The 24,772-nt window shown below is 42.9% G+C and carries 18 protein-coding genes; 13 read left to right on the top strand and 5 right to left on the bottom strand.

The window, feature by feature from the left end:
• The first annotated feature begins 112 nt into the window (after positions 1-112).
• The 4 genes from D0T57_RS00400 (at position 113) to mazG (ending at position 4,609) form a co-directional block, all read left to right on the top strand.
• Positions 113-505 (top strand): DUF1573 domain-containing protein, encoded by a 393-nt coding sequence (locus tag D0T57_RS00400; protein WP_163269726.1) that lies wholly within the window; start codon positions 113-115, stop codon positions 503-505.
• A gap of 74 nt (positions 506-579) precedes the next feature.
• The gene (locus D0T57_RS00395; RefSeq protein ID WP_163269724.1) at positions 580-1,356 is read left to right on the top strand and encodes a M15 family metallopeptidase; all 777 of its coding nucleotides are present in this window, start codon (positions 580-582) and stop codon (positions 1,354-1,356) included.
• Between the two features lie 349 nt (positions 1,357-1,705).
• Positions 1,706-3,718 carry a protein-disulfide reductase DsbD gene (locus tag D0T57_RS00390; RefSeq protein ID WP_163269722.1) on the top strand — a complete coding sequence of 671 codons (2,013 nt, stop codon included), beginning with the start codon at positions 1,706-1,708 and terminating at the stop codon, positions 3,716-3,718.
• A 108-nt stretch (positions 3,719-3,826) separates the two neighbouring features.
• Positions 3,827-4,609 carry a nucleoside triphosphate pyrophosphohydrolase gene (mazG, locus tag D0T57_RS00385; protein WP_163269720.1) on the top strand — a complete coding sequence of 261 codons (783 nt, stop codon included), beginning with the start codon at positions 3,827-3,829 and terminating at the stop codon, positions 4,607-4,609.
• Positions 4,610-4,678: 69 nt separating this feature from the next.
• Here mazG and D0T57_RS00380 read toward each other — a convergent pair whose 3' ends face one another.
• Complete coding sequence (locus D0T57_RS00380) at positions 4,679-5,041, bottom strand: hypothetical protein (protein ID WP_163269718.1); 363 nt, start codon at positions 5,039-5,041, stop codon at positions 4,679-4,681.
• Between the two features lie 307 nt (positions 5,042-5,348).
• Here D0T57_RS00380 and D0T57_RS00375 point away from each other — a divergent pair, with 307 nt between their 5' ends.
• Together D0T57_RS00375 and D0T57_RS00370 are read left to right on the top strand one after the other, a co-directional pair.
• Positions 5,349-7,190, top strand: a complete 1,842-nt coding sequence (locus D0T57_RS00375) for a DUF4139 domain-containing protein (protein ID WP_163269716.1) — start codon at positions 5,349-5,351, stop codon at positions 7,188-7,190.
• Between the two features lie 335 nt (positions 7,191-7,525).
• Positions 7,526-7,759 carry a hypothetical protein gene (locus D0T57_RS00370; protein WP_163269714.1) on the top strand — a complete coding sequence of 78 codons (234 nt, stop codon included), beginning with the start codon at positions 7,526-7,528 and terminating at the stop codon, positions 7,757-7,759.
• Positions 7,760-7,831: 72 nt separating this feature from the next.
• Here the strand turns inward: D0T57_RS00370 and D0T57_RS00365 are convergent, their stop codons facing one another.
• On the bottom strand, positions 7,832-9,148 hold the full coding sequence (locus tag D0T57_RS00365; protein ID WP_163269712.1) for an ABC transporter permease: 1,317 nt from the start codon (positions 9,146-9,148) through the stop codon (positions 7,832-7,834).
• Entirely contained in the window at positions 9,145-10,056 is a 912-nt protein-coding gene (locus D0T57_RS00360) for an ABC transporter ATP-binding protein (protein WP_163269710.1), read from the bottom strand. Before D0T57_RS00360 ends, D0T57_RS00365 begins: the two co-directional genes overlap by 4 nt.
• Before the next feature lie 1,229 nt (positions 10,057-11,285).
• Between D0T57_RS00360 and D0T57_RS00355 the strand changes: the two genes are divergently transcribed.
• From D0T57_RS00355 to D0T57_RS00340, 4 genes are all read left to right on the top strand, one after another.
• Positions 11,286-11,747: a dCMP deaminase family protein gene (locus D0T57_RS00355; protein ID WP_163269708.1), complete on the top strand. Its 462-nt coding sequence runs from the start codon at positions 11,286-11,288 to the stop codon at positions 11,745-11,747.
• The gene (locus D0T57_RS00350) at positions 11,737-13,461 is read left to right on the top strand and encodes a S41 family peptidase (RefSeq protein ID WP_163269706.1); all 1,725 of its coding nucleotides are present in this window, start codon (positions 11,737-11,739) and stop codon (positions 13,459-13,461) included. The genes D0T57_RS00355 and D0T57_RS00350 overlap by 11 nt, the downstream gene beginning before the upstream one ends.
• Positions 13,462-13,513: 52 nt before the next feature.
• A complete protein-coding gene (locus D0T57_RS00345) occupies positions 13,514-14,074 on the top strand; it encodes a 5-formyltetrahydrofolate cyclo-ligase (RefSeq protein ID WP_163269704.1) in 561 nt (186 codons plus the stop codon).
• A 108-nt stretch (positions 14,075-14,182) separates the two neighbouring features.
• On the top strand, positions 14,183-15,328 hold the full coding sequence (locus D0T57_RS00340; protein ID WP_163269702.1) for a hypothetical protein: 1,146 nt from the start codon (positions 14,183-14,185) through the stop codon (positions 15,326-15,328).
• A 28-nt stretch (positions 15,329-15,356) separates the two neighbouring features.
• Here the strand turns inward: D0T57_RS00340 and D0T57_RS00335 are convergent, their stop codons facing one another.
• Both D0T57_RS00335 and D0T57_RS00330 read right to left on the bottom strand, forming a co-directional pair.
• Positions 15,357-16,568, bottom strand: a complete 1,212-nt coding sequence (locus D0T57_RS00335) for a multidrug effflux MFS transporter (protein ID WP_163269700.1) — start codon at positions 16,566-16,568, stop codon at positions 15,357-15,359.
• Positions 16,569-16,651: 83 nt separating this feature from the next.
• Entirely contained in the window at positions 16,652-17,476 is an 825-nt protein-coding gene (locus tag D0T57_RS00330; protein WP_163269698.1) for an AraC family transcriptional regulator, read from the bottom strand.
• 137 nt (positions 17,477-17,613) lie between these two features.
• Between D0T57_RS00330 and crcB the strand changes: the two genes are divergently transcribed.
• The 3 genes from crcB to D0T57_RS00315 all read left to right on the top strand — a co-directional run bounded on the left by crcB (position 17,614) and on the right by D0T57_RS00315 (position 24,707).
• Entirely contained in the window at positions 17,614-17,970 is a 357-nt protein-coding gene (gene crcB, locus D0T57_RS00325) for a fluoride efflux transporter CrcB (RefSeq protein WP_163269696.1), read from the top strand.
• A gap of 98 nt (positions 17,971-18,068) precedes the next feature.
• On the top strand, positions 18,069-24,032 hold the full coding sequence (locus tag D0T57_RS00320) for an alpha-2-macroglobulin (RefSeq protein ID WP_163269694.1): 5,964 nt from the start codon (positions 18,069-18,071) through the stop codon (positions 24,030-24,032).
• Positions 24,033-24,062: 30 nt separating this feature from the next.
• Positions 24,063-24,707, top strand: coding sequence for a murein L,D-transpeptidase catalytic domain-containing protein (locus D0T57_RS00315; RefSeq protein WP_163269692.1), 645 nt, complete (start codon positions 24,063-24,065; stop codon positions 24,705-24,707).
• Positions 24,708-24,772 lie beyond the last annotated feature (65 nt).

The following is a 24,772-nucleotide window of genomic DNA, read 5'->3' as shown; positions in this document are numbered from 1 at the left end:
ATTTTTATTTATACCTTTGCTCCGTAATAAAAAACACCGGCAAAACAAAAATCAGATCTCAGTGTTTATATTATTCAGAACCATTATTTAAGAGAACAAATTTTGTAGAGATATGAAAAAAATCGGATTTATATTATTAGCATTAATTTTATCGACTGGCTTTATCGCCGCACAAGAAGGAAAGAAACTACCTAAAGCTGCATTTAAAACAACGACTCATAACTTTGGTAAAGTACAAGAAGCTACGGGAACCGTAAGCTGCGAATTTACATTCAAAAATACAGGGACAGCCCCGCTAATCATACAAAGGGTGCAAACAACCTGCGGATGTACAACGCCTAACTATACGAAAGAACCTGTGCTTCCGGGAAAAGAAGGTATAATAAAAGTGACTTATTCCGCAACAGGACGCCCGGGTACGATAGACAAAGCGGTAACAGTTTTCACCAACGTTCCCGACACTATCTATAAATTGCACCTGAAAGGGGAAGTCCTCCGCAAATAAGAAAATAGCGACTATAAAACAATCAATGGGGATATATCACATCTGTAGGTATATCCCTATTTTTTCTTTAAAGCATGAATATACGGCTTGTAATTGTACTGATCGGCATAGCTTGCTCAAGCGTGCTAAATGCACAAGTTGCCGACAGCTATCCACTACCTGTACAGAAACTTGTAAAAGCATATCCCGAAACCATCACAGGTTTCGACGGTAGCTACATCATATTGGCTAATGGCAATAAGGTTGCATATGCCAACGATGGGAAAGAAAATAAAACACACGAAGAACTGGTAAACAGCAATTCGGTAAAAGACATATTCGCATTCGAATACAAGAAAGGAAAAGTAACTACCCTGCCAAAAAATCACGACCCGGGGCGCATACGCAGCGAAGACCTCCTGAAAAAGATGTACGGCGCATCGGCTGCCGAGGTACAAAAAACGCTGACCACCATAATATGGTGTCCCAAACTTGTAAACCAGAAATTGAAAGTTACCACTATAAACGGAGTAGACAAACAACTGCAAAAGGTATCGGACGAGCTAGACCGGCATCCCGAACTCAAAGACTATGTACTCAGTGCGGGAACATTTGTCTGGCGAAAGGTAAGAGGGGCAGACAGGCTCAGCGCGCACAGTTTTGGCACAGCCATAGATGTAAGCATCAAGTATTCGAATTACTGGCAATGGGACTGCAAATGCAACAATGAGAATGTAGACCTGAAATATAAAAACCGCATCCCGCAGCTGATAGTCGATATATTCGAAAAGTATGGTTTTATCTGGGGCGGAAAATGGTATCACTACGATACAATGCACTTCGAATACAGGCCGGAATTGTTGATAGAGTAATGGTGGATTTTTGCATAAAACAGCCATTCAATTATCTATAATAGAGGGAAACAGGAACGAAAAAGTAACATCTGGAAAACAGTGGAAGAAGTGTTACTTTTGTTACTTTTTGCCCCCTAAATCCCCAAATGGGACTTGTGAGCAAAGCCACGGCAAGGGAGAGAAAAAGTAACATATAAAAATGGGCTAAAATGTGTTACTTGTGTTACTTTTTTCGAGTTAATATTTGATGTATAAACAGACTGAGGATATTAACAAAATAAAAAAGGATGGAAGGTTGACAGAGAATATATACTCTTTTTGTATCTTTGCAAATCTTATAATATATCAAAAAATATAGATATAGTTTATGAAAAAATATTTCTTATTTATAGCCTTGTTTATAACAGGTATAATAAGTGTCAACGCACAAGAGCCAGCTACATGGACAGTCAAACTTGCAGATAAAGGAAACGGAGAGGTAGAGCTTACCGCCAACTTTAGCATCGATCCCACCTGGCATATTTATGAGATAAATCTTCCTGCAGATGGGCCTATGCCTACAAGCCTTTCCGTAGATAAGCTTAAAGGAGCAGAGAAAGCAGGAGAGTTTAAAGCCGTTAATTCTACTTTGAAAAAATATTATGACGATATTTTCAAGATGGAAGTAGGCTATTATGAAACCAAAGCAACCTTTGTTCAGCGGTTTAAAGTTACAGATAAAGACGCCTTTGCGCTCGAAGGTGATCTGCGCGGACAGGTTTGCAGCGAGATAGACGGACAGTGTATTTCGTTCAAGATAGATTTGAATTACACATCGAAGGATTTGCCCGCAGGCTTTGTTGCTACTACAGGTAAAACAGAAGAGGTGAGCAAAAGCGGCGATAGCCTGATACTACAACCTGTAGATTCCATTGCTCAACCGGCAAATGCGCAGGGGGTCAGCAAATCGGATCTGTGGCGGCCTGTGATAGAAGAATTGAAAGCGTATGGAGCAGAAGGCGATACTTCCGATTTGTCATTGATATGGGTATTCATCGTAGGTATGGGCGGCGGCTTTATCGCATTGCTTACGCCATGCGTGTGGCCTATGATACCGATGACTGTAAGCTTCTTCCTCAAAAGAAATAAGAAAAACAGGAGCAAAGCAATAAAAGATGCCGTCACTTACGGGCTTGGCATTATCATTATATACGTAGCTCTAGGTTTGATTATTACAGCAATATTCGGGCCGAGCGCATTGAATGACTTGTCTACCAGTGCTATATTCAATTTAATATTCTTTGGTTTACTGGTGGTTTTTGCCGTATCTTTCTTCGGGGCATTCGAAATGGTGCTCCCTTCTTCGTGGACAAATAAGATGGATCAAAAGGCCGATTCTACTACAGGTATCCTTAGTATTTTCTTCATGGCATTCACACTGGCTCTTGTCTCATTCTCGTGCACAGGGCCAATCATCGGCACATTGCTGGTACAGGCATTTACATCGGGCAGCATCATCGCTCCTGCTGTGGGTATGTTTGGGTTTGCTTTCGCTCTGGCTATCCCATTCTCTCTATTTGCTATATTTCCGTCGTGGCTCGAAAGCATGCCTAAATCCGGCGGATGGCTCAACTCGGTAAAGGTGGTGCTTGGCTTCCTCGAATTGGCTCTTGCCTTGAAATTCTTATCAGTTGCCGACTTAGCTTATGGTTGGGGGATACTCGACCGCGAAGTTTTCCTGAGCCTTTGGATTATAATATTTGTCTTACTCGGAGTTTATCTGTTGGGTAAAATAAAACTGCCGCACGATAGCGACCTCAAGCATGTATCAGTACCCCGCCTGCTGATGGCTATCGCTTCGTTCTCGTTTGCCATTTATATGGTTCCGGGGCTTTGGGGCGCGCCACTGAAAGCGATAAGCGCATTTTCTCCGCCGTTGATTACTCAGGATTTCAATCTGTATAAAGGCGAAGTACATGCCATGTTCGACGATTACGAAACAGGCATGGAGTATGCCCGCAAAAACAACAAGCCTGTAATAATAGACTTCTCAGGCTGGGGATGTGTCAATTGCCGCAAGATGGAAGCAGCAGTATGGACAGACGTAAGGGTAAAAGATCTGCTAGAAAAAGATTATGTACTTATCACCCTGATGGTAGATGATAAGAAAAGCCTGCCTGAAGTAATAGAAGTAGACGAAAACGGAAAGAAGACAAAACTGAAAACCATCGGGGATAAATGGAGTTACCTGCAACGCCATAAATTCGGGACAAATTCGCAACCGTATTACGTATTGCTCGACCATGCGGGAAACCCTATAGGCCCTTCGTATGCATACGATGAAGATGTAGATAAATACATTGGGTTCCTGAATATTGGACTACAAAACTTCAAGAAATAAAAGATTGGAATATAGTGGTTTATGAAGTATTCTCTGTAAGTCGCTATGGGGTGGTTCAGCCGAAGACGGCCAAAGAATTGTTTATAAAACAAAATGGAATAGAAACGAATGAATACCAAACAACAGAAGATGGAAGCATTTGGCCGCCTGCTCGACATAATGGACGAACTGCGCGAAAAATGCCCGTGGGATGCCAAACAAACTAACGAAAGCCTGCGCACCAACACGATAGAAGAGACCTATGAACTCTGCGAAGCTATCATCCAAAATAGCGACGAAGCCATAAAAAAGGAGCTTGGCGATGTCTTGCTCCACATAGTCTTTTACGCCAAGATAGGGGAGGAAAAGGACTCTTTTGATATTGCCGACGTATGTAATGCACTTTGTGATAAGCTGATTTTCCGCCATCCGCATGTATTTGGCGACGATGCGGCAGCAACAGCCGGAGAGGTGGAGAAATCGTGGGAGCAGATAAAGCTGAAAGAAAAAGGAGGTAACAAGACCATACTGGGAGGCGTGCCAGCATCATTGCCTTCGATCGCAAAAGCCCATAGAATACAGGATAAGGCTCGTAATGCCGGTTTCGACTGGGATAAGAAAGAAGATGTATGGGATAAGGTTTCGGAAGAGCTTTCGGAGCTGAAAGATGAGGTGGCTAACTTGAACGAGGATAAAATGGAAGCCGAATTTGGCGATATGTTTTTCAGCCTTATCAACGCAGCCCGCTTGTATAAAGTGAATCCCGACAACGCCCTGGAACGCACCAATCAGAAATTTATCCGCCGATTCAACCATATAGAGCAAGAGGCTAAGAGTATGAATAAGAGCCTCAAAGATATGACGTTGGCAGAGATGGATGCTTTGTGGGATGAGGCGAAAGCAAAGGAATGAAAAAGAAGAAAGGCATCGATTTTGGTTCGATACCTTCCCTTCCTTGTCGCTTATCATGTCGCTTACTATTTATTCATTTGTCAATGAAGCAACGTTTTGCTGTTGATAAGTCTTGTTCAGTATTTCCAGGTATTTCCTGAACTGTTGTTTCGACAATACGGCCTTTACATTTGCGATATTGAATATCAATGCTCTCTGGGCTTCTGTTTTGTCGCCTTCGACTAAGGCATCGGTCAATCTTTGCACAGAGGCATAGAATATTTCGTTCAACACCTGAGTCTGGGCAGGGGTAGCCCCTACATAATCAGACACCTTCTGAGATACTGATCTGTTGTTTAATGTCCAAAGCACATTGTACTCATTTCCGTTCACAGCATAACTACCTGCACTGAATGCAAGGATGGCCACTAATAAAATTGATAACCTTTTCATAATTCAACCTTTTTGATAAAACAATCTTTAATAAACCAAACAGACATAAAAAAACAAAGAATACCCCTGTAATATTCATGGTATCCTTTGTATGTGTCTTTATATAATCTTTATTACAACTACTATAACAATGGCACTTGAATTTTGTTCAAAATAAGATTCCTTTTAAATAAAATAATAAATGGCTGCCAAACGGCCAAATACCCGGATCACCAATTCAAAGAATGTTTTCACCCACTTAGGGGTAGAAAAGTTCGCAATTGTCTTTATATTTGAATGAAATAGAGAAAACCATAAACAGATAAATATGAAAGCAAAACTATTAACCCTGATTCTCCTCCTGCCTTCGAGCCTGTTGCTCTTAAATGCGCAAACTGAAGAGAAGAAGACCGTAAAAGCAAAAATGCAAAGCGCCACAGTATTCTTTCAAGGTGCAGAACTCACACATACGGCCTCATATCTACTGGCAAAAGGAGAGAACGAAATCTATATAGAAGGCTTAAGCCCTACTATAGACAAGAACAGCCTGAAGATAAAAGCTTCGAACGGTGTTATTATCTCGGCATCTGAGTTCTCGGTAGACTATCTGGTCGACAAGAAGAAGAATGTCCGGAACAAACGTCTAGATGATTCTATCAAATACTATGAAGACCTGTATGGCAAGGTAGACACAGACCTCAAAATAACAAACAACCTGCTCACCCTTCTGCAAAAGGGTACGGATAAGAATGTCTCCGGCTCGGAAAAAGGGCTTGGCATAGACGAACTGGTTAAAACAATGGACTATTACAAGCTGAAATCTACCGAATTGCAGACACAGCAATCTACCCTCAATAATAAAAAGGCGGAGCTGGACAGAGCCATTGACAGGCTAGAGAAGCAACGCGACCAGGAATCCCTGAAAAACGATAAGACGATGGGTATCCTTCGCCTCAACGTCTCGTCTCCACTTGCCGTTACCGCCACGTTTACCGTTTCGTACTACACCACATCTGCCGGCTGGACACCATACTACGATATCAATATCGCTTCTACCAACAAGCCGATCAAGATACAGTCGAAGTCGAAAGTACGCCAGACTACTGGTCTCGACTGGGACAGGGTAAAGCTTACGCTATCTACTTCTACGCCTAGCAATGGCAAGACGGCACCGCTTTTCCGCACATGGTTCCTCAAACCCATACTCCCTACAGCACCACTTGGCATTGGTTCGGCTCTTCAGGGACGGACATCTGGTGTGAATATTGCCCAAAATGCGTACTCGTATGATGAATACCAAAACCAAGAGTTGGAAGAAACGGTAGTAATTAGAGGTTCAAGGACACATAAGAAAGAAAGTGCTACCCCCTTATATATAGTAGATGGCGTGGAGGTCGATGCCGGATATTTCAATTCGCTAAGCCCTGATATGATTAAGGATGTAAGCATACTGAAAGACGCCTCATCTACCGCTGTCTATGGATCGAGAGGCAGTAATGGTGTAGTAATGATAACTACCAAAGGTATGGGCGACTATGTTTCGCAGTCGGAAAACGAACTGAATATGTCCTTTGCTATCGACCTGCCATATACCATACCGGGCAACGGTAAAGAACAAGCCATAGACTTGTCTACCAAAGAGATCAAAGCCGAATACAAGTATTACTGTGCGCCCAAGCTGGATAAAGAAACGTACCTGCTTGCCGAAATATCAGGCTGGGAAGAGCTGAACCTATTGAGCGGCAAAGCCAATATAACATACGATGGCACTTATGTAGGCGAATCATACATCGATGCGCGTTCTACCCAACAAAAACTAGCCCTGACGCTTGGTACTGATAAACGGGTTAGCGTCAAGCGCGAAAAGCTGCAAGACTATAGCAGCAAAAAGACGCTTAGCAACAATATCGAACAGGTATTTACCTACCGCCTGACTGTACGCAACAATCAGAACAAAACGATAAAGATGGTGCTCAAAGACCAATATCCTATTTCGATGCAGAAGAACATCGACGTGAAACTGCTGACAAAAGATACTACCCCGTGGACAGCCAACAAGGAAGACTTGGGCGTAATCTCCTGGGAAGAAGACCTGAAAGCCGGGGAAACGAAAGTTTACCAAATCAGCTACGAGGTGAAGTATCCGAAAGAGAGCAACCTAAACCTTTAGTATATAAGAATTAAGAATGATGAATTAAGAATCCGGAAATGGCAATTCTTAATTCATCATTCTTAATGCGAATCAGCAGTTAGAATCTAGCTGCAAAATGTTCATTTTTATACTGCGCGCAATCAGAGATTGCTTGCGTTCCTTTTGGCCTAAGCCCCAAAAGGAACCAAAAACGCTTTTGCACCCCGCTTCGCCGTACGACCCACTTTGCGCTTTGACGGCTGAATGAAGTGAACTAACACCATGCCATCTGTTGGCTTAGCAATGTTGTATAACAACGCCCCCACTTCATTCTACGCCGCCTGCATCGCGTGGGTACCCCGTACGCAAAGCTAATGGCGCGGGCTGACGCCAGGCAAGAGTTGCAGAAAAGCTTCTGCCTCATTGTCGCATTGCGGTTCAGTGCATCAGAGGGATGGGGCGATAGCCCGTTTATCCCTTTCAGCCGGCAAGCCGTTGACAGGTCGCCGAGGAACGAAGCACTAGCCTTTTGCTTCCTTTTGGGCAATGCCAAAAGGAAGGGCAAGCCCGGGAGGGCGCGACAGTATGAGCCAATGATAAAATATTAAAATCATGATTGCTTTTATGCAGTATAAAAATCAACATATAATTCAACTACTGATTGGCATTCTTAATTAATATTACTTATATCTCAGCCACTTAAACATCTCACCAAATGACACCTTCTTGCCATACATCAATATACCTACCCTGTATATTTTGGCAGCCAGCTGTATCATCAATATTGCCGAAACAAAGAGCACGACTACCGAGAGAGCCAGTTCCCACAAAGGAATTTCGAATGGTGCGCGTACCATCATCACCACCGGCGAAGTAAACGGTATCAGCGAGCACCAGAAAGCCATTGCCCCTTCGGGATTGCGTGCGGCAGCAAATCCGGTATAGAAAGCCAGCATAAGCACCACTGTGATAGGCATAACCAACTGCTGGGCTTCCTGCGAATCGTTTGCTCCCGAACCAAACATAGCAAACAATGCTGCGAACAACAAATATCCACCAATAAAGTAAAGTATAAGGCAGGCAAACACCTGTATCCAATTGATAGCCAGCAATTCGCTCATCCCTATTGCCATTCCGTCTTTCACACCCGATGCAGCTAGTATCTGTTGCATCTCTTCGGGAGACATTTGCATATTCACACCGAAGAACAACTGCATGGCAATGAAAGCTCCACCGCCGATAAGCAGCCAGACAAACATCTGTATCAGCCCGACCAACCCGACGCCGATTATCTTGCCCATCATCAGTTCGAAAGGTCTCACCGACGATACTATTACTTCTATTATGCGGTTGGTCTTCTCTTCCACCACGCTTTGCAATACAAGCGAGCCATACATCATAATAAAGAAGAACATACAGAACGTAAGCGCCATACCCACCATCGAAGCCCCTTCGCCGAGAGTGCTTGTTTCTTTACCGGCCTCGTCCCAGCGCACAGAAGCAATACTTATCTTGTCTTTCGATTTTATAAGGGTTTGCAGATCGTCAACTATCTGCGGCTCTATCTCACTTTTTTGGGTAAAGTCGGCTATCTTCTTTTCCTTTACAGCGTCTGACAATACATCGTTGATATATGCCGTCAGTTCGCGGGGAGGCTGCTGCTTTTCCGAAAAGAACGTTGCACCGTTTGGATTTACGTTCAGGTCGCTTACTATTTGCAGCAGGGCTGTAGCTGCACCCTTAGGCGTAGTGTCATTCGCGGCCAGATGTATAAATTCATATTTCTCGGAAGATTTAAACCTGTCGGCATACATCCCCGTGTTGTCCATTATATATACCTTTTTGATATCGTCGTTGCTGCTGTACATCATTAGCAGAGTAGGCAATGCGGCAACCGCAATGAAGAGGAACGGTGTCAATATAGTGGTAAGGATAAAGGTTTTGGTCTTTACCCTCGAATACAGTTCGCGTTGTATTATTATTCCCAGTGCTTTCATTGTTCTTTCTTTGATACTATTTGTATAAATATGTCATTCATCGAAGGCAATTCTTCTTCGAAGGTTAGTACTTCGTATTTTGCCGTCACTTCTTGCAGCAACTCCGAATTGGAAGCCTCGTCGTTGCGCTGTATACGCAACTCTGTATTTCCCAGTGCTGTAGATTGCGACAGGATGGAGAAATGAGGCGATTCCATATCGAAGCTTTCGCCTGCTACCTGTAGCTTGAATATATGCTTGCGGTAACGTGCCCGTATTTCCTTCACATTGCCATGCAAAACTACATGCGACTTGTTGATAAGGGATATCTCGTCGCAAAGTTCTTCTACCGATTCCATATTGTGTGTGGAAAGGATAATGGTTTTGCCCTGAGCCTTGAGTTCCAGTAATTCATTTTTCAGCAATTCTGCATTCACAGGGTCGAATCCGCTGAAAGGTTCGTCGAGTATATACAGATCGGGTTCGTGTATTACGGTCGCTATAAACTGTATCTTTTGTTGCATACCCTTCGACAGTTCTTCTACCTTCTTGTGTTCCCACGATAGTATATCGAATTTCTTCATCCAGTGATACATCTTCTTCTTGGCATCTATTTGCGAGAGTCCGCGCAAACGGGCCAGGAAAATGATATGCTCGCCCACTTTCATCTTTTTGTACAAACCACGCTCTTCGGGCAGGTAACCGATATTGAAGATATCGTCGGCTACAGATTCGCGCCCGTTGATAAATACTTTCCCTTCGTCGGGAGCCGTTATCCGGTTTATTATACGTATCAGTGACGATTTGCCTGCACCATTAGGCCCAAGCAAACCATAGACACAACCTCTGGGAACCTGTATGCTGACCCCGTTGAGGGCAGTGTGGTCGCCATAACGTTTGACAATGTCTTGTGTTTCTAGGTAAAACATCTTGCTTTGTATGATTTATTTGTTCAACTTTTCGTTATTTGCACTAATGTTAAAAAGTAACACATGTAACGGTTTTTAGTCATGTTTTCACTGTTACTTTTTCTTTATATACAAGTAATAATGATACGAGACATAAGTCCATATCTTATCAGAAACCAACTCGTTAGCTCATCCACTGGCATCTTGCATCTTTCTAAAAAGTAACAAAAGTAACAGCTTTTAGCCATTTTCTCATTGTCACTTTCCTCTCTCCCTTTTCGTGGCTTGCGGCTCTCTGCCTTTTGGCGAGAGCGGGGAGTGAGGTGTAAAAAAGTAACAAAAGTAACAGCTTTTAGTCATTTTTTACCGTGTCACTTTTTGTCACACAACCCTCCTGTTATCTTTACAATAAAGATAAAATTGTGAGAATAAAATCACAGAAAACCCCTTTTCTTGTAACTTTTTTCCGACCGGCTACCTTATTAGTCGACGAAAGTAATTAAAAAATCACAGAGGCATAGGAAAAGAATTGATTTTGTGAGAGAAAGTCCTGAAAAATAGATTTGTGACAAAACAAAAAAAGCACCTGACTTCTCAGATGCTTCCTTTACACTATATTGTTGTTCTTACCTGTTTCTGCTGATATCGCATATATCTCTCAATCTCAAAGACATGACATGCAAATCCTGCAACCATATATCCAAAACCTCATGCGGGGTATCCTTTGGAGCGTCTTCTATTTGCTTCTGTGCAAATTGAATTTCATTAATTAATCTTTCGTATTGATCCATGGGACGTAATTTTCTAGGTTAAATATTTTTTTGCAATCTAAATATTACATTGGATAATCAATATTTACATCAAATACACCAATATTGCAATCTTTACATTGCAAATATAGGGCTTTTCGTTTCAAAAATGCAAGTCTATTGCAATATTTAATATATTATCCTGCTTTTTTTAACATTCGGAAGGCTGAAAACGGGGCTGAAAACAATCGGAAAAGCTACAGCCTGACAGTCAGGTATTTTCAGAACTACGGAGGTGATAACAAAGTCCACAGCTATCACCTAATGGCTATAAATCGGCTAAAGACACCCCATACAGATGTCGTAAATTTCCCCAACAAATAAGCCATCACGCCCTAATGTCCGGTCAACAGCCCATATAATTCGATAGAGATGAGCTTAATAATGTGTATATCTTGAACTTTTCACTATCTTTGCCTCGGAAAAATTCTGGACGAAAACATGGATAAGGACAAACAACTTTTGCTCGACGAACGTTATATGCGTATGGCTAGTATATGGGCCGAAAATTCGTATTGCAAACGGCGTAAAGTTGGGGCGCTCATCGTCAAAGACAAGATGATAATATCCGACGGGTACAATGGCACGCCATCGGGGTTTGAAAATGTATGCGAAGACGATGATTACCAGACAAAACCATACGTACTGCATGCCGAAGCCAATGCCATCACCAAAGTGGCCTGTTCGCACAACAGCAGCATGGGAGCAACCATGTACGTCACCACATCGCCATGTATCGAATGTGCCAAACTGATAATACAAGCGGGGATAAAAAGGGTAGTGTACAGCGAGAAATACCGCCGTTCGGATGGAGCCGCATTACTAGAAAGAGCCGGAATAGAAATTGTTTATATAGAGTCAATCAACAATACATCGCAAACTGAAAATATAGATGGAAAGTAATATCGACCTTTACCGGGAACCGGACGGCAACAACCGACCTCCGGTAAAACAACCTGGCAAAAACGACAAAAGCAGCAAAAAGATATATATCTGGCTCCCCCTATGTATTGCCCTCAGTATAGCAGTAGGTATATTTATAGGAAATAAATTCTCCGTCTTTGGCTTTTCCGGCGGATGGATCAGCAATTCATCGTCGGGAACAAAAAAGATAGAAACCATATTCGACTACATCAACAAGTCGTATGTAGACACCGTAAACATCAACGAAATAGTGGAAAGTGCGATACCATCCATCATTTCGGAACTAGATCCACACTCTACCTACATCTCTGCCGAAAACATGTCGCTATCGGGCGACGAACTCGAAGGGCACTTTAGCGGCATAGGCGTAGAATTTATGATAACAAACGACACGGTAGCTATCGTGAACGTGATTCCGGGCGGCCCCTCCGAAGCAGTGGGCATCATACCCGGCGACCGCATAGTGTATGTCAACGACAGCCTTTTTGCAGGAAACGAAGTAAGTGAAGACAAAGTATTCCGCAACCTGCGCGGCAAAAAGAACACCAAAGTAAAACTCGGGATAAAAAGGGCTACAAGCAAAGATATTATCAACTTTGAAGTAACAAGGGCAGACGTACCCGTGAAAACAGTTCCGGCGTCTTACATGCTCGACAACAAAATAGGTTATATCAAAGTCAATAAGTTTGGCAGCACCACTTACAACGAATTTATCTCGGCAATCGCCAGACTAAAGAAACAGGGATGCGAATCGTTCATTGTCGACCTCCAGCAAAACACCGGAGGATATATGGGCGCAGCCATAACAATGGTTAATGAATTTTTGTCCAACGGCGATATGATCGTATATACCGAAGGCCGGTCGTACCCGCGCGAAAATGTATTTGCCGACGGTTCGGGTACATGCAAAGACAATACTCTGGTTGTACTTGTCGACGAAGGCAGCGCTTCTGCCAGCGAGATTTTCGCAGGAGCTATGCAGGACAACGACAGGGGGCTGATTGTAGGACGCCGCTCGTTTGGCAAGGGGCTTGTGCAAAACCGCTTCACATTCAAAGACGGCTCGGCCCTGCAACTGACTATCGCACGCTACCATACACCATCGGGACGCTGCATACAAAAAGCATATACCAAAGGCGACCGCTCCGATTACGACCTCGACCTTATCAACAGGTACAACAGGGGCGAGTTTGACAGCCGCGACAGCATCAAGCTAGATAATCTGCCATTGTTCCACACTTCGGCAGGACGCCCTGTGTATGGCGATGATGGCATCCTCTCCGATGTATTTATCCCGCGCGATACTGCCGGAGTAAATTCGTACTATCTGCGGGTTGCCAACAGTGGGTTGATGCGCGAATACGCATTCAATTACACCGAACAACACAGGGACGCTATCAGCAAAAATGCCACATGGCAAGAAGCTCTTAAATATCTGGAAAGGCAGCCGCTTGTCGATCTTCTTGCAGAATATGCTTACCAGAAAGGCATACGCCGGCAACCGTACCTGATAGAACAAGCCCGCAAGCTATTACATACCCAGCTGACATCTTTCATTATCAGAAACATATATGGAGAAGAAGGATTCTATCCTGTCTTCCAGAAGGATGACCTGATAATAAAAGAAGCCGTGAAACTGATAAAAGAAGGCAAGGCGAGCCCCAAGGCGATAAGCGAAGAATCATACAAATAAAGAACAAATGACGTCAGGCTCGCTTTTCGGGTCTGACGTTGCTTTTTAGATAATGAAAAATATAAAACAGGCAAAAGACGAACTTCGAAAGAGAATATCGGCAGAGAAGAAAAAGATGCCGAAAGACGAACTAGCTGAAAAATCGCAGGAAGTACTGGATATTGTAGAAATGACCGGCGTATTCCAAAGCGCAAAAAACATTTTTTTATACAACAGCCTGAGCGACGAGATACAAACATCCGCCTTTTTAGACAAATGGTGCACCGAGAAAAAGATTTACTTACCGGTAGTGCTTGGCGACGATATTGTTTTCCGCCCATATTCAAAATCAACCGCCTTGCAACAATCAGCCTATGGCATACACGAACCTGAGGGCGAAAACTTCACAGACTATAAGAAGGTAGACCTTGTAATAGTACCCGGCGTTGCCTTCGACCGTAAAATGAACCGGCTGGGCAGGGGCAAAGGATATTACGACCGTTTCTTGAAAAAACTGACTGCTCCTAAAATGGGCATTTGTTTCGAGTTTCAGTTGTTGGATTCGGTACCGACAAATGAAAATGATGTAAAAATGGATTATCTGGTTTCAGAAAACGACCTGATCTGGCAATAAAATTATTAATACTTAGTTTGAAAAAGAGAATTGGGGGATACACAGGACAAACCCGATAAAAATTATATATTTGCAAAGTTAAAAAACGAACAATATTACACTCTATATATGTCTGTAACAATAAAAGCAATCGGCGAAAACGACAAAAAGCTAAAAAAAGCTTTCGTAAAATTCCCTATCAACCTATATAAAGACTGTGCGTACTATGTGCCGTCGCTGGTACTTGACGAACTCGACACGCTGAATACAAAGAAGAACCCTGCATTCGATTTTTGTGAAATGCAATTATTCCTGGCCTACCGCAATGATGAAATAGTAGGGAGGATAGCTGCCATCATAAACAACAATGCCAACAAAATCTGGAACAAGAAAGAAGCCCGGTTTAGTTTTGTCGATTTCATCGACGACAATGAGGTAGTAGATGCGCTTTTCTATGCTGCCGAAAAATGGGCAAAAGGCAAAGGCATGGATAGCATAATAGGCCCAATGGGTTTTACCGACCTCGACCCCGAAGGCCTGCTCATCAAGGGATTCGATCAGGTATCTACTATGGCTGCCAAATATAGTTTCCCTTATTATGAGAAACATATAGAGCGCATGGGCTATGAAAAAGATGCCGACTGGAAAGAATTTCGCATACCCGTGCCGGATTCGGTACCCGAAAGGCATCAACGAATAGCCAATATGGTGGCACAACGGTATGGGCTGAAGCTTCTGAAATTTGAAAATTACAAACAGATAGAGCCATACATCGGCAAATTATTCCATTGCCTCAACGAAGCATATAAGCCCCTTTATGGCTTTTCGTCTCTCACCCAACGCCAGATAGACCATTATGTGAAAATGTACGTACCCTTATTGAGATGGGATATTGTGCAAATAGTAATAAAAGAAGAAACAGACGAGGTAGTCGGCTTTGGCGTATCTATACCGAGTATGTCCGATGCTCTTATCAAATCGAGAGGAAAACTATTCCCTTTTGGCTGGTTTCACTTGCTGAAAGCATTGAAAAGCAAGAAAAACCCGGTTGTAGACCTTATGCTAATGGGTATTTTACCCGAATATCAGGGCAAAGGTGTGAATGCCATCATATTCAGCGACTTTATACCATCTGCGCACAAATCGGGATTCAAGTTTGCAGAATCGAACCCCGAACTGGAGATGAACAACAAGATGGTTTCGCTATGGGATGGCTTCAATGCCGAAAACCATAAAATGCGCAGGGCATATAAGAAACATTTCGCTAAAATTTAACAGGATTGAAGTAACCGTAAAGCAACTGTTATTTTGCCGAATAATTACTATATTCTTTATTCAGGTCTATTTTTACGAAAACAATAACAAAGGCCAATATACTGCAAAAGAAGAATGATGTGCCGACCGCAACAATGCTTCCGTCGCTGATAAAGCCTGATGCCAATGTGCAGATAAACGCCATTGCCAGTTGTATCGAACCGAACAAAGCAGAGGCTGTTCCTGTATTATTACTGTTGGCAAAAGGAGTGATAGCCAGTTCTGTAGTAGCAGGAAACAATATACCGATAGGGAATACATAGAAAAACAGCATAAAAAGGATAATCCGCATATCCACTTTTGCATACATGGCTGCAAGCATTACTACAGACATGGCAGTCATGGCAAACAATGCTAGTTTAACAAGCTTATTTGTTGCAATATGCTTTTGCAGGATACCCGTAAGGTACGATGCAAGCATCAGCCCACTGGCATTTACGGCAAAAATGATACTGAAAGCACTATTCGAGAACCCTCCCTTTTCCATAATAAGGAAAGGGCCATTGGCTACATATACCATCAATGCGCCGTTGACTATACCCGCGATAAGGGAATATATTACAAACCGTTTGTTGTGGAGGATTTCTATATAACCTCTTATTACGTTCTTTTCGTCTGTATGGCTTGCCGGCGTATAGGTTTCGGGCAGGAAAAACAGGGTGAACAGGAACAACAATACCCCCATTGTGGCCATAGCCCCGAATAGCCCTTCCCAGCTAAAGAGCAGCAATACGCCATTGCCTATTGTTGGGGCAACGATAGGTGCAATACCCATAATCAGAGCCAGCAGGGCGAATATTTTCAAGGTTTGGCTTTTGTCGAAATAGTCTGTTACAACAGCACGAGAGATAACCACTCCGGCACATCCGCCGATGGCTTGCAGAAAACGCACCAGCCATAGCTGTTCTATCGTACGGACATAGATGCAGGCAACCGAAGCTATCGTAAAAATCACGAGGGATACCAGTATCGGCTTTTTACGGCCAAACTTGTCGGCCAATGGCCCCCAGATTAACTGCCCGATGGCAAATCCCGCAAGGAATGTCGATAGTGATATTTGTACGGCGGCTATATCGGTGCCAAAGGTTTCGGATATAAGAAGGAAACCGGGCAGGTAGAGGTCGATGCTCAGAGGTTCCAAGGCTGTTAGTAGCGATAGGTTCAATACGATAACCCATTGTGTAAGACTGAAATTTTTCATACTCCTTTTTTTTGAGCTGCAAAAGTAGGAAAGATGTCTTATGCTTCACTTATAATTATAGAACCATTACTTGCACAAATGGGTCAGCTATCTCTGAATTGGCTGGGGGTAAACGAAGTTTGTTGCTTAAAGAAGCGGGTGAAATAAGCAGGCTCGTTGAACCCGAGATCGAAAGCAATTTCTTTCAGGCTCTTCCGTCCCAGCCTTATTTCTTTCTTTATTTCCAGAATAAGCCTTTCCTGCACGTGTTGTTTAACTGTTTTGCCTGTACTTCTTTTACAGAGTTCATTTACGGTTTTATTGGTCATCCCGACCTGCTCCGCATAAAAATCCGTTTCGCGATAGGCTACGAAGTTTTTGTCAATCAGTATCATCAATTGGTCTATCGTGCTGTCTCTTTTCTCTTTGAACACCTCATCCTTGTCGAACAGTGCGGCAATATGAAAGAAGAAAGCCTCCATATAGCTTTGTATCAGTGCAAGCCGGTTTTGCGAGTTGTATTCTTCAAAAATAAGCGAGTTGATCTCCACCAATACCTTCTTTGTCTCCCCATCTAATGCAATGCGGGTGTTGAGGAAAGAATCTTTATTCAATTCAGCAGCTATATGCTGGCTTATCCTGAAAAACACATCGTTGTGCATGGCATACAGGAAACCTTTCTTGCCATTGACATCCAGCTTGTCTATCTGTCCCGGAAAGACAAGGAAAGCAGTGTCTTCTTCAATCACATAATCGTTGAAGTCGATAGAATAACACGTGTCTCCTTCGGCTTCTGTAAACCAGATGAGCTGATAAAAATCGTATCGTTGGTAATTGTCAAAAAATACACCATCTTCAATCTCCTCAAGCTTGAAGACCTCGACAAAAGGTTTGTCGCTTAACTGGTTCAGGTATATTTTTTCTTTCATCGCTTACAGCATTTCCTACTATTATCCGGATACAAATGTAGTAAAGATAGGCGGGTTGAACATTATTTCTGTAATTAAATAAAATTTAAACAGTTACTAAGGTTTAAATAATTAAGATTTAAGTAAATTTGCAGGATATGCTGAAACAAATACTATTAGTTGGTACAGGAGGGGCAGTAGGAAGTATATTACGATTTCTTACTTCGGTGCTGGTTACCCGTTCCGAGCCGTTTTTGTTTCCTGTGGCTACATTTATAGTAAACGTATTGGGTTGCTTTTGTATTGGACTTTTTGCAAACCTTATTCCCGAAAACTATTTGAGATTCCTGCTTATCACAGGCTTTTGTGGCGGATTCACCACCTTTTCCACGTTCTCTATCGAAACTTTGACACTCGTAAACAACAACCAAGTACCCGTTGCTGTTGTTTATGTATTATTGAGTTGTATTGTAGGAATTCTGGCCGTTTGGCTGGGCATGGCTTTGGCTAAATAAAGATTTCTAACAAAACTCTAACCATCTTTAACATATTTGTATATGAATATATCCATCAAAAATTATCTCTAATAGAGATAATATAAATAACACAAGATATGAAGAAGCATTTTTTAATCGGTCTTTTGTTTTTAATAAGCATTGCAATGACAGCGCAGACATCCAACAACAAGTATGAAAAGGACTGGGAAGAGGTCAACCGCTTCCAGAATGAATCGCTGCCCAAGTCGGCAGTAGATAAGGTGGACGAAATCTTGCGGAAGGCTATTGATGAGAAAAACAGCACGCAGGTAATCAAGGCACTTATTATCAAAAACAAGTACAAAGGAGATATTGACAAGGACAGCGACAGCCTGATACCCGATATCGAAGCCCTCGTCGGGCAGACAGGAAAAGCAGAGGAGAAAGCTTTGCTTAACTCCATGTTGGCAGAACTGTACAACAATTATTACGACCAACACCGGTGGCAGATAAGGAGGCGAACAGCCCTCACCGATGTAGTGCCTGAGGATATGAAGGAATGGACTTCGAATATCTTTATCAATAAGATAGTGGAAAACCTCAATCTTTCAGTCGGGCAGGCTGCAACGCTGAAGAAGCATACGACCAAAGAATTCGACGATATTATCGACCTGGGAGTAGATAAGGATAAATATCCTACCCTTTACGATTTCCTGATGAAAAGGGCCATTGAAATAGCGCAACAGGTTGTTTCTTACGACTATTCCAATTTCGATCCCGAACAGACAGGTGCAACAGTGGAACAGCTTGTTTCGTTTGCTGATGAATATACTACCCTTAATTTGAAAGCCGGGGAAGATAATCGCTACACTGTATTTATTTATTACCAACAATACCTGAAAGATTTGAATCAGCGGAGGATGACTCCGACCATTGCTTTGACCGAAATGGATAAGATAAACTTCGTGGCATCCAATTCCTACTCTTTCGATGGCAAGTCGGCACATGATGCCTATATCAGGCTGGAAAAGAAATACGAGAATAACGAGATCAGCACCGAAATAATAGACAAGATAGTAAACTCGTACAACTGGGGCGAAATGCCCGTGGAAATAGCAAAAGAACAATACGAATGGATTCAGAAAGGGCTGAAAAAACATCCCGATTCATACGGTGCAAGGCTATTGAAGAAAAGCCTGGCTGTAATAGAAACTCCTTTTTTGCAGGTACAAGGCAGGGAAATAATATCGCCTAAGAACGATTTCAATATAACTATAGAGCATAAGAACCTGCAAGCCGCAAGCAAATCGCCGGTATTGTCATTATACAAGAAAGAAGGAAATAAATACACCCTTCTGAAAGAATATAATGACTTGAACCTTATCTCTAAGACCACCTATTTTGCCGATACCATAAAGCTCGATTTAGGCAAATTGCCGGTAGGCGAATATTGTTTCACAAGCCTTCCGGCAGAAGCTATAAATAAACTGGTTAACAACAAGAAGGCTAAATATACGCAGGATGCTCAGAGCCGGTTCAATTTTGTGGTAACCAATCTGATATCGTTTTCGCGCAACAGCAAGGAAAATGAATATGAGATATTCGTCACCGACAGGCTGTCGGGCAAACCTATGAAGGATGTGACTGTGAAGGTCGTACCTGAGAAATATAAGGATACTGATACCGATATTGCCCCTGTATTTTTGAAAACTAATGCTATGGGCATCGCCACATATCTGGATAAAACCGTAAAGAAGAAAGGTACATATCGCTGGACGGTAGCTAAATATACAATAGCTTTAGGCGCAGACTCCTGCTTGGAGGCACAAGGCTTACAGGAAAACTCATACCGATGGAACAATGCCCCGCAGTATGAAGGGGAGAATCTTGTTATCAACGTATTTACCGACCGTACCATCTATCGTCCGGGGCAAACCTTGTATTTCAAGGCTGTGGCTGTGGATAAAAACAGCAATGTAATCGCCGGAAAATCGTATCCGGTAGAACTTTACAATGTAAATGGCGAGAAAGTGGCAGAAAAGACATTAATCACCAACGAGTTTGGCTCCGTATCAGGTGAATTTATCATCCCTCAATCGGGATTGCTCGGCCAATATAATGTCGCTGTAAACGGAGGATACCGCGCCTATGTAAACGTAGAGGAATACAAGCGTCCTACATTCGAAATCACTTTCGACAAGATAGACAAGTCTTACTCGTTTGGCGATGAGGTGACGCTGAAAGGTTATGCAAAAAACTTCTCAGGTGTTAGTTTGCAGGACACAAACGTTGAGTATGCAATCACACGCGCCCAGTTTTCTTTCTGGCGTTGGGGAGGAGGCAGTTATAAAGCACCATTCCGTCAGGGAACAGCGAAGACAAAAGAAGACGGCTCATTCGAAATCATCTTTACGCCTTTGGCGGGTGATAACAAAGCTGTGCTTCCGTTGCACGACAGGCAGGTATATACATTCGAAGTAACTGCTGCTGTTACCGATATGAATGGTGAAACGCAATCGAATACATATTCCATAACAGTGGGCAATGTTTCTATGGCTATAAGCCTCGATATGCCCGACCAGATGGAAAAAAGCAGCGATTATAAGCTTGCTATCACAGCTAAGAACCTGCAAGGCGAAAATATAGACACCAAAGGTTCTTTCACAATCTATTCATTAGATACGAATAATTCCATTGTAAAAAGCGTAAAAGAAGGGACATTCGAAACAGGAGAACAAAGCCAGTTAAAATCAGTGATGAAAACATTGGCTTCGGGCAAATATCGCCTTAAAGTAAAAGCATTAGACAATAAGGGAATAGAAGTGGACAGCGAAAAAGACTTTGTATTATTCTCCTATTCCGACAAAAAACCGCCTGTAAAAACTGATGGCTGGCTGGTAGAAAAGAACACAACATTTACAGATAAAGGTAAACCGGCAGAGGTTATTTTCGGAGTGACAGAAAAAGATGTATATGTTCTTTATCAGTTGTTTAATAACAACAATGTCTTCGAACGCAGGTTTATCCCAATGTCTGATGCCAACCGCACATTTACTATCCCGTACAAAGCAGAGTACGGTGACGGAGTAAATATTTCGTTTGCCTATGTGAAGAATGGAAAGATGTACCAAAACGATGTGTCGCTGAAAAAAGAAGAAGCCGAACCGGATACCAAACTGAATGTAAAACTCGAAGTTTTCCGCGACAAGCTTCGTCCGGGGCAGGCTGAAACATGGACATTGAGCGTACGCGACACATTGAATAATGCAGCAATGGCAGAAGTACTGGCTTCTATGTACGATATTTCGTTGGATAAATTAATGCCTTATACTGCATGGGGTTTCAACAGACCACATATAAATAAGGTAGGGGTATATCCTATGAACTTCAATTTTCCGAGTAACTATTATGCAGATAACGATATGGTAAGGAGCTTCTTTGTTCAAATGAAAGAGTTGGATAAAGAGGCTGCTACTCCGGCTGCTGTTCAGTTAAGATTCGATCAATTAAATTGGTTTGGATATATACCAAACTACAAATTATTGAAGAGAGAAGGTTATGTAGGAGGAGGAAGTGGTGGAATAGCTTACGCAGTACCCACAGTAGAAGAACCAATTATACCGACTGAGATTATGGCCGATTCTGCACCTGGATTCAATTTAAGCCTCTCTAAAGCTAGAGTTAAATCTGCACCTATGCCACATTATATACCAGACGAAAGCGTCAGAGTGGGAAAACTTGACCCTGCAGCAGAAGCAGAAAGCGGCAACACCCCGCAAATCCGCCAGAACTTTGCCGAAACAGCATTCTTCTTCCCTCAACTAAAGACAAACGAGAAGGGCGAAACCCAAATATCGTTTACAGTACCCGAAAGTAATACTACATGGCGGTTTAGGGCATTAGCTCACGATAAGAAATCGCGTGTAGGCACAGTTGAGCAGTTTATCGTTACCCAAAAAGAACTGATGGTAACGCCAAATATGCCACGCTTTATCCGTCAGGGAGATAAGACAAGTATATCGACAAAAATATCGAACCTGTCGGAAAACGCGATATCCGGTAATGTAAGCATCGAATTTTTCGATCCTGCAACCGAGAAAGTTATTGACCTGAATATTGCAAATAAATCGCAATCGTTCTCTGTGGAAAAAGAAGCATCTGCTTCCGCAGCGTGGATATTCGATGTCCCTTCGGATATGGAACTTATCGGCTGCCGTATAGTTGCACAGAATGCGACATTCAGCGATGGCGAACAGCATGTGCTTGCCGTATTGCCAAACCGTATGCTGGTGACCGAAACCCTGCCGATGGATATTACCAAAGAGGGAACAAACACCTTTACGCTCGACAAGTTGTATAACAACAATTCTGCTACAGCCAGCAACTATAAGCTGACGCTGGAATACACATCCAATCCTGCATGGTATGCGGTAATGGCACTGCCAACCATGTCGAACCCAACGAATGAGAATGCTGTAAACTGGTTTGCAAGCTACTATGTGAATACACTAGGTTCGTCTATCGTTCGCCAATACCCGAAAGTGTCGGCAATGATAGAGGCATGGAAGAAACAAGGAGGCGACAAGCAAACATTGATGTCGAATCTGCAAAAAGATGAGGAACTGAAAAACGTTTTGCTCGAAGAAACCCCGTGGGTAATGGATGCCAAGAACGAAACAGAGCAAATGCAACGCCTGTCCCTATTGTTCGACCTGAATAATACAAAACAGCAAACCGATGCAGCCACACGTAAGCTGTCGGAACTAATGGACAACGAAGGAGGTTGGTCGTGGTACAAAGGAATGTACCCTAGCCGTGCCATATCGCAATATATCCTTTACGGATATGCACGCCTGCAACAAATAGGGCAGGTGCAATATCCGGAAGAGATAAAGAGAATGCAGATGCAGGCATTGAAATATATCGACAAGCAAATACGTGACGATTTCAGCCGCCTGAAAGAGAATAATAAGGATTGGGAAAAGACGACTTCGGTTTCTGTTTCTCAACTCGAATTTGCCTATGTCCGTTCTTTCTACCGAGATATACCGATCGATCAGGAAACACGTGCCGCAGAACGCTTCTATACCAACGTAGCAAGCAAGAACTGGACAAAACTGGGTATGTACGAGCGTTCGATACTTGTCCCTGTACTGATCCGCAACGGAGAAAAAGCATTAGCCGGCAAGATACTGAAATCTGTCCGCGAGCATGCTGTCAACGACAAAAAACTGGGTATGTACTGGCCGAACAACCGCAGCAATGTATTCATGTCGCTTTCGGCTATCAGCACACATACATTCCTGATGGAAGCCTTGCAGGAAGCTGGAGCGAAACCTGAAGAAATGAATGCTCTCAAACGCTGGTTGGTGAATCAAAAGAAAACCCAGCAATGGGAGTCTACGCACGCAACGATAGATGCAGTAAGCGCATTGCTAAGCACAGGTTCCGACTGGTTTTCGGGCGAAACTACCCCTGCGCGTGTAGTAGTTGGCGGCAAAGCCGTAGAACAACAAAATAAGGAACTGGGTACAGGCTACATCAAGCAAACATGGGATAAGGGAGAGATCTCGAAAGAGATGGGTAAAGTAGAAATCACTACAGTAAACCCTCAGCCTGCCTACGGCGCATTGTATTGGCAATATTACGAAAACCTGGATAAGATAACAGCGCAAAAAGGCGATTTGAGTGTAGAAAAGCAGTTATACAAAGAAAATGTAACGGCTGCAGGTAATGGTCTGGTACAGATAACAGAAAGCAATCCACTCACTGTTGGCGACAAAATTATAGTACGCCTCACTGTCCGCACCAACAAGGATATGGACTTTGTGCAGTTGAAGGATATGCGTGCATCATGCTTCGAACCGTTGCAAACCGTTTCGGGTGTGAAATGGGCTGACGGTCTGATTTATTACCAGATGCCGAAAGATGCTTCGACCAACTTCTATTTCGACCATTTGCCGAAAGGGACTTATGTACTCGAATATCCTGTATATGTGAACCGCACAGGAGAATATACCAACGGTATTACAACTATACAGTGTATGTATGCACCTGAATACGCTTCGCATACACAGGGTGTTAAGGTAGTGGTGAAATAGCTACAAGTGTTTTTTATTCAATAGATACAAATGAACGAACCAAAGCCTTACACACTACTTACGCTGTTATTGATTCTTTGCTTTAGCATGTGCAGCAATGCCAGCAACCCGCAAATACAGGAAAGGCTAGATAATGAATTGGCAGAAAAACAGGCGGCATTCAGCCGCCTGAAAGCCAAAGCCGATTCGGCAATGGTATATTGTAAAACCAAAGGACTGAATACCGATTATTGCATCTTGATAGACTTTAGCATCCATTCTGGCAAGAACCGTATTTTCGTTTGGGACTTCGCGAATGACACAATCAAATATACAGGGCTTTGCTGCCATGGCTACGGACAGGGCAGTACCGGGGCGAAACCTGTTTTCAGTAATACCGAAGGCAGTTATTGTTCCTCGCTGGGTAAATATAAACTAGGCATACGCTCGTATAGCAATTATGGCATAAATGCGCATTACAAGATGCACGGGTTGGAAAAAACCAACAGCAATGCCTTCCGGCGAATAATCGTGTTGCATTCGCATACTCCTGTACCCGATCACGAAATTCATCCGCGTCACCTGCCGTTGGGATGGAGCATGGGATGCCCGGTAGTAAGCAACAGGCTGATGAAAGATATTGACGCCTTATTGAAAAAAGAGAAGAAGCCGCTATTGATGTGGATATATACATGAATGCGCTTATCTGACGCATTTATAGTTAAAACTTATCATTTCTTCGGGAAGGAAAACCTTTTTTA

Origin of the sequence: Dysgonomonas sp. 511 (assembly GCF_010501105.1) — a bacterium.
Classification (GTDB): domain Bacteria; phylum Bacteroidota; class Bacteroidia; order Bacteroidales; family Dysgonomonadaceae; genus Dysgonomonas.
Note: the sequence above shows the minus strand (reverse complement) of the source record. Positions and strands in the feature narration are given on the sequence as shown.